This window comes from Nocardia sp. NPDC050718, from assembly GCF_040654235.1.
Taxonomy (GTDB): Bacteria; Actinomycetota; Actinomycetes; order Mycobacteriales; family Mycobacteriaceae; genus Nocardia.
Genome location: NZ_JBFAHQ010000001.1, coordinates 1816031 through 1830845 on the forward strand (window position 1 = coordinate 1816031; position 14815 = coordinate 1830845).

Consider the following 14815-nt stretch of genomic DNA (forward strand, 5'->3'; position numbering starts at 1 on the left):
GTCATCCGGTGCGTCTCGGGGCCGAGTTGGCACGACAGCGGGATCGCGGCCGGTTTTCGGCGCGATCCCGCTGCTGTTCGCCGGACTGTCATCGGCGGGGGTCTCCGGGTCAGGAGACGGAATGGCCGTCCCAGGAGACGAGCTTCCAGCCCTTCGCGGGGCTGCCCTTCACGACCACGCGGCCGGTGTTGTGCAGGGGGTCGGTCTGCAGCTTGCTCATGTCCGGGTTGTTGACGGACATGAGGGCCCAGATCATGATGGCGCCGCCGTGGGAGAAGACCACGGCGCGCTTGTCGCCGCGGTCCTGGATGCCCTGGAGGGAGTCGTCCATCCGCTTCTTGAACTCGTGGCCGTTCAGCGAACCGGGGATGCGGGCGTCGAGGTTGCCCTGCAGCCACTGGATCGGGGCGGCGAGGTAGCCCTCGCGTGCTTCCGCCTCCGGGGTGCCCTCGTAGATGCCCGCTTCGATCTCATGGAAGCCGTTGCCGACGACGGTCGGCAGGTCGCAGCGCTGTGCGGTCGGCTCGGCGGTCTGTTGGGTGCGCACCATCGTCGAGGCGTAGATGCCGTCGAACTTGCAGTCGCCGAGGAACTCGGCCACCGCGGCGGCCTGATCACGGCCCTTGCTGGTCAGGTCGGGTCCCGGCACCGACGTGTCGATCAGACCGGAGGTGTTGCCCGCGGATTCGGCGTGCCGGACGAAGGTCACGAACATTTCACCGGTGCTCGGGGCGGCGGCGGCGCTACCGGCTGCGGTGGCGATGAGGGCCCCCGCCGCGATGATCGATCCGAGGATCGCGGACGGACGGGATTTCAGCAGACGCATGGAGACTCCTTCGTGGCTATGCGTGTGAGCCAGGACACTAGGGTCAGCTCGGCGCCCCTCCTCGACGCTCTCCCGATGACCGGGACACCTGTGCCACGTCTCTTGTCAACGCTCGTTTCGTGTGTCCCACGCGCCGAGACCTCGCCGACCGGCACGGTTTGTTCGAGGGCGCTCGACCTGTCCGGTCGGGCACCCCTGCCGGGCCGGAAGCGCCCTCCTACGCGCCGTCGTTTGTGACTTGACTACCCGGAATCAGATTTCGCGGGTTCGTCATGGAGGAAAGTGCTGTCGATGGTCATTGGAAATCGTCCGGTCTCACGTCGGTCGCTGTTCGCCGGAACAGCCGCCGCCACCGCCGCCGCGGTGGGGTCGACCCTGCTCGGTACCGCGGGGGCCGATCCGGGGTCCGGGGACGGCCAGGCGTATCTGATCGGGTGCGGGATCGCGGACACGACCGGCGCGATCGCGGGGCAGGGCACCATGGGGTACTCCGATGTCGAGATCGTCGCCGAGGGGCTGCGGATGCGGACGTGGGCGCGGGCGTTCGTCGTCGTCGACCGGGCCACCGGCGACCGGGTGGCCTTCGTGACCGTCGATATCGCGTGCGTGTTCCAGTCCGTGCATCTGGAGGTGATGCGGCGGCTGGCGCAGCGGTTCGGTGATCTGTACACCGAGCGCACGTTGAACATCAACGCGACCCACAATCACAGCTCGTGCGGTGGCACCGCGCGGGAGTACGCGTATTCCCTTGCCGCCTACGGCTTTCAGCGGAATTCGCACGAGGCCGAGGTGAACGGCATCGTCGCCGCGATCGCCGCCGCCCACGAGCGGCTGGCGCCCGGCGAGCTGTGGCTGGGTCGCGGCGAACTGCACGACGCGAGCGCCAATCGCGCGCGCGTCGCCTTCGAACTCAACCCGGACGAGGACAAAGCGCAGTTCCCGAACGCGATCGATCCGGCGATCACCGTGCTGCGGCTGCGGCAGAGCGGACACGATGTGGGGGCGATCGCCTGGTTCGCCACCCACGGCACCTCGCTGACCGACCGCTATCGCCTGATCGCGGGCGAGCACAAGGGCTACGCCAGCTACCGGTGGGAGCACGACGAGAACGGCGTGCGCTACCAGGACGGGCAGCCCCGGTTCCTGGCCGCGTTCCCGCAGACCAACGCGGGCGACATGTCACCGAACCTGAATCTCACGCCTTGGCGCCCGTCCGGGCCGACCGACGACAACCAGCTCAACTGCGCGCTGATCGGGGAACGCCAATATCAGGCCGCGCGTGCGGCTTTCGACACCGCGCGGCCGATGACGAGCACCGGCGTCGACGCCGTGACCCGCTACGTCGACATGGGCGCGGTCGCCATCGACGGTGCCTACACCCCCGACGGCAGACCGGCCAGGACCGCACCGGCGATGATCGGTATCACCTTGGCGGCCAACAAGTCGACCGACAACTACCACCACATCGTCCCGATCCTCGAGGAAGGCATGACCAATCCGGTCGTGGCGGCACTCGGCGGTCTGGACGGGCCGATCGACCAGTGGATGCGCGATATCCAGGCACCCAAGATCGTGCTGGCGCCGCTGGGGACGATGCCGCCGCGCCCCTGGGTGCCGAATGTGGTGCCGATCCAGATCCTGCGGCTGGGCGAGCTGGTGCTGGCCGCCGGTCCGGCCGAGTACAGCATCGTGGCGGGACTGCGGGTCCGGCGCGTGGTGGCCCGGGCATTGGGCGTGGCCGTCGACGCCGTGCTGATGCAGGGTTACGCGAACGGCTACACCGGATATTCGGTCACTCCGGAGGAGTACGTCTCCCAGCAGTACGAGGGCGGGCACACCGTGTTCGGGCGATGGACGCTGTCCGCCTACATGCAGGAATTCGACACACTGGCACGGGCGCTGGCGGCCCGGATAGATCCCGGCCGTGGCCCGGCCCCGCTGGACTGGACCTCGGGCCCGCAACCGAATCTGCTACCCGCCGTCCCACCGGACGTGCCCGTCGACGGGTGTGGTTTCGGTGATGTCCTGAGCCCGCCCCCGGCGACCACCCGGCGTGGCGAGACGGTGTCGGTCGAGTTCGTCGGCGCCCATCCGGTCAACGACTTCCGCACCGGTGGAACCTATTTCGAGGTGCAGTGCGGCGATGGACGGCAGTGGCGACGGGTCTTCGACGACAACGACTGGTGTACCGAGCTGCACTGGTCGCGCCCGGAGGGACAGCCCGCCGCCTCGCGCGTCCGGGTGAGCTGGACGATTCCCGGCGACACCGCGCCGGGCCGCTACCGCATCGTCTATCACGGTGACCACCGGGACCCGAATGGCACGGTCACCGCCTTCACCGGCACCTCCCCGGACTTCGTCGTCGCCTGACGCGGAGGCGGCCCGGCCCTCCGGCCGGGCCGCCTCGCGGTGTCTCAAGCGCCGTCCCGCGCGGCCCCGCGCCCGGTCTGCCTGCCGGAGAACAGGCAGCCACCGAGGAAGGTGCCTTCCAGCGCGCGGTAGCCGTGCACGCCGCCGCCACCGAACCCGGCGACCTCGCCCGCGGCGTAGAGCCCACGGATCGGTTCCCCACGGACGTCGAGGACGCGACCGTCGAGATCGGTCTGCAAGCCGCCGAGAGTCTTGCGGGTGACGATGTTCATCCGGATGGCGATGAGCGGCCCGGCGGCCGGGTCCAGGATCCGGTGCGGCTCGGTGGTGCGGGCCAGGCTGTCGCCGACATAGTTGCGGGAACGGCGGATGGCCACGATCCGTGGATCGGTGCTCGTGGGATCACCGATCTCGTTGTCGCGCTGGATGATCTGATCGCGCAACGAATCGAGCCGGAGGAGGTCGCGGCCGGTCAGGCGGTTCATGCCCGCGACGAGCCCGGCCAGATCGTCGGCGACGACGAAATCCTCGCCCCGATCCAGGAACGCGCGCACCGGCGGCGGCGTGTCGGTCAGCGCCTGCATCGCGAGGTAGCCGGCGAGGTCCTTGCGGGTGATCTCGGGATTCTGCTCGGAGCCCGACAGGATGAACTCCTTGTCGGCGATGCGCTGATTCAGCACGAACCAGGAGTAGTCGTAGCCGGTCCGCTGGATCAGTTCGAGGGTGCCGAGGGTGTCCACACTGGGGATGCCGGGTGCGGGGAAGGCGTTGCCCTCGGCGTCGAACCACAGCGAGGACGGGGCGGCGAGCACCCGGATGCCGTGACCGGGCCAGATCGGCGAGTGATTGCTCAGCCCTTCCGTGTAGTGCCACATGCGATCCCGGTTGACCAGGCGGGCGCCCGCGGCTTCGGAGATGCCGATCATGCGGCCGTCGACGTGGGCCGGGACACCGGTGATCATCCGCGCCGGCGGCGTCCCGAGCCGGGCGGGCCAATTGCGGCGCACCAGTTCGTGATTGCCGCCGATGCCGCCCGCGGTCACGATCACCTGCGCCGCGGTGAACTCGAATTCGCCGACCGGCATCCGGGAGCTGGGGGTGCCGCGGGCGGCGCCGCTGGGTTCCAGGACGGTGCCGCGCACCCCGGTGACCACGCCGTCGGTGAGCACCAGGCCGTCGACCTGATGGCGGAAGCCGACGGTGAGCTGTCGGCCCATGGCCGTGCGCACCTGCCGCTCGAACGGCTCGACCACCCCGGGGCCGGTGCCGAGGGTCACGTGGAAGCGGGGGACGGAGTTGCCGACGCCGTTGTCGGCCTGGCCGCGTTCGGCCCAGCCCACGATCGGCACCCAGTTCATGCCGAGGCCGCGCAGCCAGGACTGCTTCTCGCCGGCGGCGAAGTCCAGGTAGGCCTCGGCCCACCGCTTTCCCCAATAGTCCTCGCCGAGTGCGTCATCGGGCCCGCGATCCCAGCCCGCGGTGCGGAACCAGTCGCCGCGGGCCAGGTCGAGGGAATCCCGGATCCCGGCCAGCCGTTGCTCGACGGAATCGATCAGGAACAGCCCGCCCAGTGACCAGTGCGCCTGGCCGCCGAGACTCGCCTCCGGTTCCTGGTCGAGCAGCAGCACACGGCGCCCGGCGGCGACCAGTTCCGCGGTGGCGACCAGCCCGGCCAGGCCGGCGCCGATGACGATGACATCGGCGTCGGCACCGGGCCCGGCCACGGCGGGGCGAGCGTTGTGCAGCGCCAGGGCAGCGGCGGCGGTGACCCCGCCGAGTGCGAACAGGCCGCGACGGGTCAGGGTGTTATCAGGAGACATGCAGGGGTCCTCGCGGGAAGGGGGCAGGATCCCCGGTATTCCAGTCGCGCGATGTCGGCGGCGCGAGGGGCGTTCCAGTCCGGGAGAGGGCAGAACCGGACAGCGATCGAGGCTGTCCGGTTCTGCCCCCTGCTTTGCCGTCTTCCCCCTTATCGAATCCGGGCGCGCACCTGTTCGATTCCCCAATGTCAGAAAACGAAGCGCAGGCAGCACCGCAGCGGGTTTGTATCATCGGGGCCGGACCGGCGGGATTGTCCGCGGCCAGGGCGTTGAAGCGGCTCGGGATCGCCTACGACCAGTTCGAGCGGCATTCCGACGTCGGCGGAATCTGGGATCTCGACAACCCGGGCACGCCGATGTACGAGTCCGCGCATTTCATCTCCTCGCGCAAGACCTCGGGATTCTTCGACTTCCCCATGCCCGAGACCTATCCCGACTACCCGGGCAACCGGCAGATCCTGGACTACACGCGCTCGTTCGCCGCGGCATACGGGCTGCGCGCGGCCATCAGGTTCGACTGCGCCGTCACCGACGTGCGGCGCGACGGTGACGCGTGGGAGGTCACCCTGGCCGACGGCACCGTGCGCCACTACCGCGCCGTCATCTGCGCGACCGGGGTGACCTGGTCACCGCGCGTGCCCCGGCATCAGGGCGAATTCGCGGGAGAGGTGCGGCATTCGTCGACCTATCGCAGCGCCCTGGAATTCCGTGGGCGCCGCGTGCTGATCGTCGGCCTCGGCAATTCCGGCGCCGATATCGCGTGTGACGCGGCCGCGAACGCCGACGCCGCGTTCGTCAGCATCCGGCGCGGCTACCACCTGATCCCCAAACACATTCTCGGCATCCCGAGCGACGAACTCGCCAACGGCGGTCCGCAGCTACCGCTGTGGCTGGAGCGCCCGTTCTTCCGGGCCGTCCTGCGCCTGCTCCAGGGCGATCTGACGAAATACGGGCTGCCGAAACCGGATCACAAACTGTTCGAATCGCATCCGCTGCTCAACAGTCAGCTGGTCCATTACCTGCAACACGGGGACGTCGCGATCCGGCCCGATATCGCGGCACTGGACGGGTCGCGGGTGCGGTTCGTCGACGGCAGCAGCGAGGAGGTGGATCTGGTGCTGTACGCGACGGGGTACGACTGGTCGATTCCGTACGCCGAGAAGTACTTCCAGTGGAACGAGGGCAGGCCCGACCTGTACATGTCGGTGTTCAGCCGCGACCACCACAATCTGTTCGGGCTGGGCTACCTCGAGATCAACTCCAGCGCGTACACCCTGTTCGACCACATCAGCAATGTCGTCGCGCAGTATCTGCACGATCAGGATCACCGCCCCGACCGCGCGGCCGAATTCGATCAGCTCATCGCCGCCGATCGGCCGAAACTCAACGGCGGCATCAACTTTCTCGCCTCCGCGCGCCACCGCTCCTATGTCGACGCCCGCGCCTACCACCGCTATCTGGCGGGACTGCGTCGGCGCATGGGGTGGGACGACCTCCTGGCAGGCCGCTTCGAGGCGATCCGGTCCGCGTCATGAGGTGCCTGGTCACCGGCGCGACCGGATTCGTCGGCGCCAATCTGGTGCGTGAGCTGCTCGACGCGGGGCACGAGGTGACGGCGTCGGGCATGTCGGGGTCGCCGACCCGGTGGCTCGACGAGCTGCCGATCACCGTCCGGCTCGCCGACCTCACCGAAGCGGGGGTCGCCCGCGATCTGGTCGACGGGCACGACTGGGTCTTCCACGTCGCGGGGGACACCTCGACCTGGTCGGGGCTGGCCGAGCGGCGCCGCAAGGTCAACGCCGTGGTCCCGGCGCTGCTCGCCGACGCCGCGCTGGACACCGGGGTGCGGCGGTTCCTGCACACCAGCACCACCGATGTCCTCGGCTACTTCCCGGACGGGCGCCCGGTCGACGAGAACGGCGGAGATCATCTGTTCACCGGGATCGGCTATCACTACGCCGACACCAAACTCGCCGGTGAGCTCGCGGTCCGGCACCGGATCGAACGCGGTCTGGACGCCGTGATCGTCTACCCCGGGTTCATGATCGGCCCGTACGACTACACCCTCCAGATCGGCCGGGTGATCCGCGCGTTGCAGCAGGGCCGGCGCTACCCGGCTCCGCCCGGCACCACCTCCTGGTGCGACGTGCGCGCGGTGGCCCGCGGGATGATCGCCGCGCTCGACCACGGAAGTACCGGCGGCAGTTACATTCTCGCCGGACCGAATCACAGCTACCACGACGTGTTCACCCGGATGGCCGAACTCGTCGGCGCCGCCAAGCGGCCACTGCGCGTCCCGCGCCTGCTGCTGGCCGCCGCGGGCGCGCTCGGCGAACTCACCGCCCTGGTCACCGGGACCGCGCCGGACCTCGACCCCGGGCTGGCGCGGTATCTCTCGCTGCCGCAGGCGACGAGCAGCGCGCGGGCCGTCGCCGAGCTCGGCTACCACCCGGGTGACCTCGAGACCGCGATCCTCGACGCCGCGCGCTGGTACGACCAGCACCTGCCGGGGTGAGGATCGCGTGGGCCGGGGCGGCATCACCGACGCTGCCGTCTCGGCCCGCCTACCGCCGTTCCGCGCTCGGGGGCTGCCCGGTCCAGCGGATATAGGCGCGCCGGAACTCCCGGATATCGCTGTAGCCGACCTGATGGGCGACGGCCGCGATCGGGAGCGCCGTCTCGCGCAGCAGCGCGGTGGCGCGCTGCCTGCGCACGCGATCGCGCACCGCGCTGAAGCTCTCGCCTGCCTCGGTGAGCCGACGCCGCAGGGTGCGCTCGGTGATGTGCAGCCGCGCGGCTACCGCGCCCATGGTCAGTGGGTACCGAAGATGCTGGGCCAGCAGCGTTTCGACGATCGCCACCACATCGGGTTCCACCGCGCCGACATCGAGCATCCTGCGGCACGCGTCCACCGCGATCGCGCGGGTGGGCTCGCTGCGGGTCGGAAAGCGCAGTGCCAGAGTCGCGGTGGGGAAGACGGCGCGATTGGCCTCGGCACCGAACACGACCGGGCACCGGAAGAACCGCTCGTAGCGCCGCGTGTACGACGGTGCGGGGTAGGTGAGTTCCACCCGCTCCGGCGCCCAGTCCGCGCCGACCACCGAACGAACGAAAAGAATGGTGCTGCACAGGATCTCCTCGCAGAGGAAGCGCAGGATCAGTGGCTCCGGCCACCGTTCGTGCAGGCGCAGTGCGGCGGCCTCGGTGGCGCATTCGAGTTCGAGGTCCATCAGGCTTCCCGACGCCTGATGCAATTCGAGTCCGATCGACAGTGCCTCGCCCACGGTGGCGGCCGAGCGCATGGCCACGCCGAGCATGCCCATCGACAGCAGGATGTCGCGGCCGCCCACCTGCATGCCCAGCGGCGCCTCCGACATGTCCTCGACCGCGCGCCGCACGACCGAGACCGCTTGCCGGAAGGACACTTTGATCGAGTCCGAGGACAGTGCCGCAGGCCCGGCGATGCCGGTTCCGGCGAACCACCGGTCGACGTCGCGGCCTTCCCCGACGCCGATCTCCACGATGCCGCTCAGGACCGAGGGCGGGATCGTCGGCAGGTCCAGTTTCGTGGCGGATGCGCGCATGCTGTCTTCTCAGTTCGGTGCCGGGGCGCCGACGGGCCGCGTGGACAGGAGTCCGGATCCGAGCCTGCGCATCATCGCGCGGAGTCGTTCACGGGTGGCCGACTCGGGGTCGGTGAGGCGCAACTGGAGCAGTTCCCTGGCAGCCGCGTTGAGCACCCGGGCGGTGTATTCCGGGTCGGCCAGGTCGGGGTCGGCGCGCCGCATCTGCGTGGCGAGGTATTCGCGGACCACGGCCTGTGACCGGGCGAGGCGTGCGTAGAGCTCCGGCGGGGCGCCCTGGGGTGGGAACAGGAACAGCCGCCAGGTCGCCGGGTGTTCGTCGATGGCGGTCAGGACGCTGTCGAAGGCGCGCAGGGCGGGGTGGTCGTCGGTATCGCCGCTCGTGGCGACCGCCTCGGCGAACTGCGCCGCGGCCCGGCCCCCTTCGCGGTCGATGAGGGCGACGAACAGGCCGCCGAGATCGCCGAACTGCTGATAGAGCAGTGAGCGGTTGATCCCCGCCTCCTCCGCGATGCGGTTCGGCGTCGCGGCATGGAAGCTCTCGGCGGTGACGATCGCGTGCGCGATGTCGAGGATCTGCTCGCGTCTGGCTTCGGCGGTCATCCGTCGCCGCGGCTGCGGGGTCATGCTTGACAGTCTAACTAACAATCCGTGAGTATTACTCACAACTTGTTAGTTATCGGAGGATGGCATGACGACCTACTACCCGGATCTGGCCCGGCTCGTCCGGGGCCAGCGTGCGCGGCAGCCTGATCTCTATGGGAACGTCGACTTCGACCGGCAGCCGGTCCGGCTGGCCGTCGCGCCCCATGATGCCTCCGCGCTGCCGGAGTGGGTCGCCCCGCGCGAGCCGATCCTCGCCGACCCCAGGGTCACCGAGCTGATCGCCACCGCGACGATGCTGGGCGACACGGTCGGGGACCCGCTCGCCGCGCTGAGCACCGAGCACGGCGTGCGTGAGCTGGTCGCGATGGTGCGGCGAGCCTGCCGCGAGGGCATCGACGCCGTCGCCGACGCACCGCCGGAACTGGTCGACCTGATCGCCGCGATGGAAGCCACTCCCGACTGGCTCGACATGGACCTGGTCCGTGCGGGGGCCGGGGAAGCGCGGGTCAGCGCGGCGCTGCTGGCGCCGTTCCTGACCAGGGGCGCGTTCATCGCCACCTTCACCAATACCTATGCGGCACTGCCGATGGCGCTGACCGGCGCGCTGTCGGGACGACGAGCCGCCCGCCGGGTCAACGAGACGGCGAATTTCTTCGCGGTGACCACTCTGCCGGACGCGCTGGATCGCCACGGCCCCGGCTTCGAGGCCGCGGCCATGGTCCGGTTGATGCATTCGATGGTCCGCCACAACGCGCTGGCCCGATCCGGCCGGTGGGATCCGGCCGTCTACGGGGTGCCGGTTCCGCAGGTCGATCAGATGCCCGCCGGGATGATCAACCTCTACCTCGTCGCCACCCTGGCGCTGCGTGCCGGGCGCACCGAATTCACCGCCCGCGAACGCGCGCTCGTGGAATTCGGCCGCTACCGCTGCTTCCTGCTCGGCCTGCCCGAGGACCTGCTGCCCACCACGCCCGCGGCGATCGTGCACGTCATCCACGCCCGCGCCGCCCTGCTGCGCGCGGATTTCGACGACGCCACCTGCGGCGCACTGATCCGCTCGACCATGGCCGCCTACCTGCGTCCCACCGAATCCCGCGTCGACCGCATCGCCGACGCGGTCGAGAGAAGCTACAGCAAGGCCGGTTTCATCGCCGCCTTCTGCCACGGCGACCGCCGCGCCGCCCGCACCATGGGCGTCTCGATCGGCCCCACCGACCTGACCCGCATCGCCCTGACCGCCCCCTTCCTCCTCGGCCGCTTCCTCCTGATCCGCCGCGCCACCCGCATCCCCCGCCTCCGCCCCACCATCGACCGCTACCTCACCACCCTCATCCACCACCGCCTGGCCACCTACGGCAACCCCGAGTTCACCACCGACCCCCACACCTACACCCCACCCCCGGCGCCCTGACTCAACTCGACGAGCGCTCCGGTGCCCCCGGCTGCGCCGAAAAACTTTCGGCGCAGCCGAGTTCGCGGTCACCCCGCGTATTGGTTCGCGATCTGCCAGGACATAGCCCCGATTCCGGCGCCCAATGCTCCGCCGATCAAGGCACCCGGGATGGCGCCGACAATGAAGAACGGCAGCCCGGCGAGCGCACCCAAGACCGCGCCGATCGCCGCGCCCACGCCGACGCGGAGTTCTATGGTGTCGCCTGGAGGGAGGGATACACCCTCCGCGTCCGCCGCGACCGAGTTCGCGGGAGTTGCGGATACCAGGAGAGTTGTTGGGAAGCCGACGGTCTCGACCGCTTTCGGCGGCTCGTCCGGAGCAGCGGAAGCGGTGGCCGACTGGCCGGTGATGATCGCGATTGCGACACCGGCACCCGCGAGCGGGAGCAGGAGGCGACGGGACAGACGGGACATACCGGAGATCCTTTCGATCAGCGCGGCCACGGCCGCGGAGAATGTCGCCTTGCGCGAATATCAGCGAAGGGCGACCTTCACACCTCGGGAGAACGCTGAGTCGTGCAGTTCGAGCGTGGCCGGTGCCGTTCCGGCGGGCACATCGAACACGATGACCACCTGAATGGAGTTGCCCGGGTTGATCTCGGAAGCCATTGCGGTGCCGTCGTTCACATTGATTCCGGCCATCGTGTCGTTCTCGAATTCGCGGCCTTTGTCGTCGAACAGCTTCTGGTTGTCCGACCAGTACGACTGGGCCTTGTTGCTGATGTTGGTCACGGTGAGGTGTACCTGGATGTACTCGCCCTGTGCTGTCTTCTGGAGGTACGGGTTGTCGCCGATGACCTTTACCGGCGGGTCGATCGCAGTTACCGCGAACTCGAATTTGCCGTCGCGGACCGTTGATCCCGCGGACGCGGCGCCACCTGCCGCGGGTGCTCCCGTCGCCGGGGCACCGGGTGCGGGCGCGCCGGCTCCGACGGAGGCGGTGGTGAATGTCGCGGCAGTCTTGTCCTTGTCGTCGCTGCTGCTGCTCGACAATGCCGCGACGCATCCACCGAAGCCACAGAGCAGGAAGACGCCGACGATGACGAGGATGATCGTGTTCGCGTTGCTCTTCTTCGGCGGCGGCGGGTATCCGGGCGGCCGACCGTAGGGCTGTTGCGGGTACGGCTGTTGCGGGTACGGCGGTGTGGTCAATGGGCGGTCCTCTCTCAGATCCGCAGGGATGTCCCCCACGCGGGTGTGACATCTCCACCTGGAAACAAGTTGTTACAGAGCTCACAGGAAAAGATGTTTGGTATGAGAAAATTTGGGCAAAGCGCCTGAAACGCGCCCTTGTGCCTCAAAGACAGGGCAGGCCGGCCGGGGGATACTCGGGGATCAGGCGGGTGACGACGACGAGAGCGACCGGTGATGACTGTGACGGGTGATCAGGGTTCGGCTGGGCGGCGGATCGATGAGCGGATCGCGGAGTTGGGGGATTGGCGGGGGGAGGTGCTGGCGCGGATTCGGGAGTTGGTGCACGAGGCGGATCCGGGGATCGTCGAGGAGTGGAAGTGGCGTGGGGTGCCGGTGTGGTACCACGACGGGATGGTGTGTACGGGGGAGACGTACAAGGAGATCGTGAAGGTCACCTTCGCCAAGGGGGCTCGGTTGCCTGATCCGCGTGGGGTTTTCAACTCCGGGCTGGAGGGGAACACGCGGCGGGTGATCGATCTGCGGGAGGGGGACGAGCTCGATGAGGCGGGGTTCAAGGAGCTCGTGCGGGCGGCGGTCGAACTGAACGAGGGGTAGGCGGGCAACGGCAGAATGGTGGGGTGACCACGGAATCCGCACCCCGCCTGCTCGATGACGCCGCGCTGGAACTGTCGTCGGTGGTGGCGAACAACGCGATGAATCGGGGGCGCGGGCTGTCGGGGGTCAACAGCTACGCCAGGGAACTCGGCTTCGATCCCTACCGGCGGTTGGCGCAGCGGCTGCGCGCCGATCCCGATGCCACGGTCACCTGGATCGATGTGTGCTGCGGGGAGGGGCGGGCGCTGCTCGAGGCGGAAGAGCGGTTCGCGCAGGAGTTTCCGTCGGCCGATGTCACGCTGATCGGGATCGATCTCGTCGGCTTCTTCCGAGCCCGGCCGCGCACCGATCGCCTGCGATTGATCACCGCTTCGGCCACGACCTGGGCCCCGGACCGCCCCGCCGACCTGGTCACCTGTGTCCACGGCCTGCACTACATCGGCGACAAACTCGCCGTGCTCACCGCCATGGCTGGCTGGGTCGCACCCGGTGGCCGGTGTGCCGCCGACTTCGATCCCGAAGAGATCCGCCGCGCCGACGGATCCGTGGCCGGGCCCGCCGTCCTCGCGGCCCTGCGCGCGAGCGGGATGACCTTCGACCGGCGCACGCACCGGCTGCGCGGTGAGGGGCCGCGCTCGCCCCGCTTCCCGGCGGCCTACCTGGGCGCCGACGACACCGCGGGGCCGGGATATACCGGGCAGCCGTCGGTCCGGTCGTACTACGCCTGGTGACGGCGAGACGTCGGCTCGCCCAACGGGAACCGTCGAAGCCCGGTGTGTCCGCGCCGGCATCGAGGTTGGGTCGGCGTCCGGGGGAACTCGCCAGTAACCTGTGCCCGTGAGACCGATGGACACAGCGCCGGGGACACCGGCGCGGCCGGGAGTCGCTCTGGCAGCAGTCGTGGCAGTGGTGTTCGTGACCTTCTTGGACACCACCGTGGTCAGCGTTGCGCTCGGCGATATCCGACGTGAGTTGAGTACCGATGTGACCCTGCTGCAGTGGGTGGTCAACGCCTACACGGTGGTCTTCGCCGGACTGATGTTGGCGGGCGGATCGCTCGGCGACCGGTGGGGGCGCAAGAAGGTCATGATCGTCGGCCTGGTGATCTTCTGCGCCGGATCGGTGGTCTCCGCGCTCGCGAGCAGCGTCGCGCTGCTCATCGCGGGTCGCGCGATCATGGGCCTCGGCGCCGCGGCCTCGGAGCCGGGCACCCTGTCGGTGCTGCGCCACATCTTCCCCGGTGAACGCTCGCGGGCCAAGGCGGTCGGCGTGTGGGCGGCGGTGTCCGGCCTCGCGCTGGCGGCGGGACCGGTGCTCGGCGGTGTGCTGGTCGACCTGTACGGATGGCGGTCGATCTTCTGGTTCAACCTGGTGATCGGCGCGGTGGCGATGATCGTCGCGCTGTGGGCGGTCCCGGAGAGTTCCGATCCGCGGCAGGAGCCCGTCGATTGGGCCGGTGCCGTGCTCAGCGCGACGGCGTTCGGCGCGCTGGTCTACGCCGCGACCGTCGGCCAGGACCGGGGCTACACCTCGCCGTCGGTGCTGGGACTGTTCGCGCTCGGCGGTGCCGCGCTGATCGCGTTCGTGGTCGTCGAGAAACGGGTGCGCGCACCGCTGCTCGACTTCCGGTACCTGAAGGTGCCCGCGGTGCGCAGCGCGCTGGTGGTCGCCTTCGCCGTCTACTTCGGCATCTTCTCGATCTTCTTCTTCACCGCGCTGTATCTGCAGGTGATGCAGTCGTATTCGGCCGCGCGCACGGCGGCGGTCTTCGTGCCGATGGCCGTGACGATCGTGATCGGCTCGCTGGTGGCGGGCTACTGGGTGTCGCGGCGCGGGGCACGCGTCCCGATGATCCTCGGGTGCGTGCTGGGCGCGGGCGGCATCCTGCTGACCCGCCAGGCGCTGTCGGGGACGCTGCACGATCCGTGGATCGCCGCGGCGATGGGCGTGGCCGGGCTCGGCTTCGGTATCGCGGTGGTGCCGCTGACCTCGGCGGTGATGTCGGGTGTTCCGGCGGAGCATTCGGGCATGGCGGCCGCGGTGACCAATACGATGCGCCAGGTCGGCTCGGCGTTCGGTGTCGCCGTGCTCGGTGTGCTGGTGAGCTCGTTCCTCACCGCGGATCTGAAGAAGAAGATGGACGCATTGGGCCTGCCCACCTCGTTGCAGCCCGACGCCATCCAGGCGGTGGAGCGCGGTCGCATTCCCGAAGGCGTCGACATCGGGCCGTACCTGAAGTACCTGTCGAAGGTGTCGGAGGTGCTCAACGAGGGCAAGGTGGCCTTCCATCACGGGCTGGACGTGGCCCTGGTGGTGTCGGCGGTGCTGATCCTGGCCGCGGCGGCGTTCACGGCGCTGGATACCGGCCGGTCCCGCTCCGACGTGACCTAGTCCATCCCGGCAGATGC

13 protein-coding genes are annotated in these 14815 nt (G+C 69.3%); 7 read left to right on the forward strand and 6 right to left on the reverse strand.

Features of this window, described 5'->3' with window-relative positions; all coding sequences use genetic code 11:
• Positions 1–109: 109 nt before the first annotated feature.
• On the reverse strand, positions 110–826 hold the full coding sequence (locus AB0H54_RS08245) for a histidine phosphatase family protein (RefSeq protein WP_357343743.1): 717 nt from the start codon (positions 824–826) through the stop codon (positions 110–112).
• Positions 827–1117: 291 nt separating this feature from the next.
• Here AB0H54_RS08245 and AB0H54_RS08250 point away from each other — a divergent pair, with 291 nt between their 5' ends.
• Positions 1118–3196 carry a neutral/alkaline ceramidase gene (locus AB0H54_RS08250; RefSeq protein ID WP_357343745.1) on the forward strand — a complete coding sequence of 693 codons (2079 nt, stop codon included), beginning with the start codon at positions 1118–1120 and terminating at the stop codon, positions 3194–3196.
• Positions 3197–3240: 44 nt separating this feature from the next.
• Here the strand turns inward: AB0H54_RS08250 and AB0H54_RS08255 are convergent, their stop codons facing one another.
• Positions 3241–5016, reverse strand: coding sequence for an FAD-binding dehydrogenase (locus AB0H54_RS08255; RefSeq protein ID WP_357343747.1), 1776 nt, complete (start codon positions 5014–5016; stop codon positions 3241–3243).
• A gap of 185 nt (positions 5017–5201) precedes the next feature.
• Between AB0H54_RS08255 and AB0H54_RS08260 the strand changes: the two genes are divergently transcribed.
• Positions 5202–6551 carry an NAD(P)-binding domain-containing protein gene (locus tag AB0H54_RS08260; protein WP_357343749.1) on the forward strand — a complete coding sequence of 450 codons (1350 nt, stop codon included), beginning with the start codon at positions 5202–5204 and terminating at the stop codon, positions 6549–6551.
• Positions 6548–7531: an NAD-dependent epimerase/dehydratase family protein gene (locus tag AB0H54_RS08265; protein WP_357343751.1), complete on the forward strand. Its 984-nt coding sequence runs from the start codon at positions 6548–6550 to the stop codon at positions 7529–7531. Before AB0H54_RS08260 ends, AB0H54_RS08265 begins: the two co-directional genes overlap by 4 nt.
• A gap of 49 nt (positions 7532–7580) precedes the next feature.
• Here AB0H54_RS08265 and AB0H54_RS08270 read toward each other — a convergent pair whose 3' ends face one another.
• Positions 7581–8600 (reverse strand): AraC family transcriptional regulator, encoded by a 1020-nt coding sequence (locus tag AB0H54_RS08270; protein ID WP_357343753.1) that lies wholly within the window; start codon positions 8598–8600, stop codon positions 7581–7583.
• 9 nt (positions 8601–8609) lie between these two features.
• Positions 8610–9203, reverse strand: coding sequence for a TetR/AcrR family transcriptional regulator (locus tag AB0H54_RS08275; RefSeq protein WP_357344259.1), 594 nt, complete (start codon positions 9201–9203; stop codon positions 8610–8612).
• A gap of 88 nt (positions 9204–9291) precedes the next feature.
• Between AB0H54_RS08275 and AB0H54_RS08280 the strand changes: the two genes are divergently transcribed.
• Positions 9292–10617 carry an oxygenase MpaB family protein gene (locus tag AB0H54_RS08280; RefSeq protein ID WP_357343755.1) on the forward strand — a complete coding sequence of 442 codons (1326 nt, stop codon included), beginning with the start codon at positions 9292–9294 and terminating at the stop codon, positions 10615–10617.
• Between the two features lie 68 nt (positions 10618–10685).
• On the opposite strand, the gene AB0H54_RS08285 is transcribed toward AB0H54_RS08280, so the two are convergent.
• Positions 10686–11102 carry a hypothetical protein gene (locus AB0H54_RS08285; RefSeq protein ID WP_357343756.1) on the reverse strand — a complete coding sequence of 139 codons (417 nt, stop codon included), beginning with the start codon at positions 11100–11102 and terminating at the stop codon, positions 10686–10688.
• Between the two features lie 30 nt (positions 11103–11132).
• Positions 11133–11810, reverse strand: a complete 678-nt coding sequence (locus AB0H54_RS08290) for a DUF4352 domain-containing protein (RefSeq protein WP_357343758.1) — start codon at positions 11808–11810, stop codon at positions 11133–11135.
• A gap of 216 nt (positions 11811–12026) precedes the next feature.
• On the opposite strand from AB0H54_RS08290, the gene AB0H54_RS08295 reads away from it, so the two are divergent.
• The 3 genes from AB0H54_RS08295 to AB0H54_RS08305 all read left to right on the forward strand — a co-directional run bounded on the left by AB0H54_RS08295 (position 12027) and on the right by AB0H54_RS08305 (position 14798).
• On the forward strand, positions 12027–12407 hold the full coding sequence (locus AB0H54_RS08295; RefSeq protein WP_355283115.1) for a DUF1801 domain-containing protein: 381 nt from the start codon (positions 12027–12029) through the stop codon (positions 12405–12407).
• A gap of 23 nt (positions 12408–12430) precedes the next feature.
• Positions 12431–13138, forward strand: coding sequence for a class I SAM-dependent methyltransferase (locus tag AB0H54_RS08300; protein WP_357343760.1), 708 nt, complete (start codon positions 12431–12433; stop codon positions 13136–13138).
• A 184-nt stretch (positions 13139–13322) separates the two neighbouring features.
• Positions 13323–14798 carry an MFS transporter gene (locus tag AB0H54_RS08305; RefSeq protein WP_357343762.1) on the forward strand — a complete coding sequence of 492 codons (1476 nt, stop codon included), beginning with the start codon at positions 13323–13325 and terminating at the stop codon, positions 14796–14798.
• Positions 14799–14815 lie beyond the last annotated feature (17 nt).

What these genes read in the sequence shown, in the direction of transcription:
- AB0H54_RS08260 (WP_357343749.1), top strand. Translation starts at nt 5,202, where the DNA reads ATGTCAGAAAACGAAGCGCAGGCAGCACCGCAGCGGGTTTGTATCATC.
- AB0H54_RS08295 (WP_355283115.1), top strand. Translation starts at nt 12,027, where the DNA reads ATGACTGTGACGGGTGATCAGGGTTCGGCTGGGCGGCGGATCGATGAG.
- AB0H54_RS08280 (WP_357343755.1), top strand. Translation starts at nt 9,292, where the DNA reads ATGACGACCTACTACCCGGATCTGGCCCGGCTCGTCCGGGGCCAGCGT.
- AB0H54_RS08265 (WP_357343751.1), top strand. Translation starts at nt 6,548, where the DNA reads ATGAGGTGCCTGGTCACCGGCGCGACCGGATTCGTCGGCGCCAATCTG.
- AB0H54_RS08250 (WP_357343745.1), top strand. Translation starts at nt 1,118, where the DNA reads ATGGTCATTGGAAATCGTCCGGTCTCACGTCGGTCGCTGTTCGCCGGA.
- AB0H54_RS08255 (WP_357343747.1), bottom strand. Translation starts at nt 5,016, where the DNA reads ATGTCTCCTGATAACACCCTGACCCGTCGCGGCCTGTTCGCACTCGGC.
- AB0H54_RS08270 (WP_357343753.1), bottom strand. Translation starts at nt 8,600, where the DNA reads ATGCGCGCATCCGCCACGAAACTGGACCTGCCGACGATCCCGCCCTCG.
- AB0H54_RS08245 (WP_357343743.1), bottom strand. Translation starts at nt 826, where the DNA reads ATGCGTCTGCTGAAATCCCGTCCGTCCGCGATCCTCGGATCGATCATC.
- AB0H54_RS08275 (WP_357344259.1), bottom strand. Translation starts at nt 9,203, where the DNA reads ATGACCGCCGAAGCCAGACGCGAGCAGATCCTCGACATCGCGCACGCG.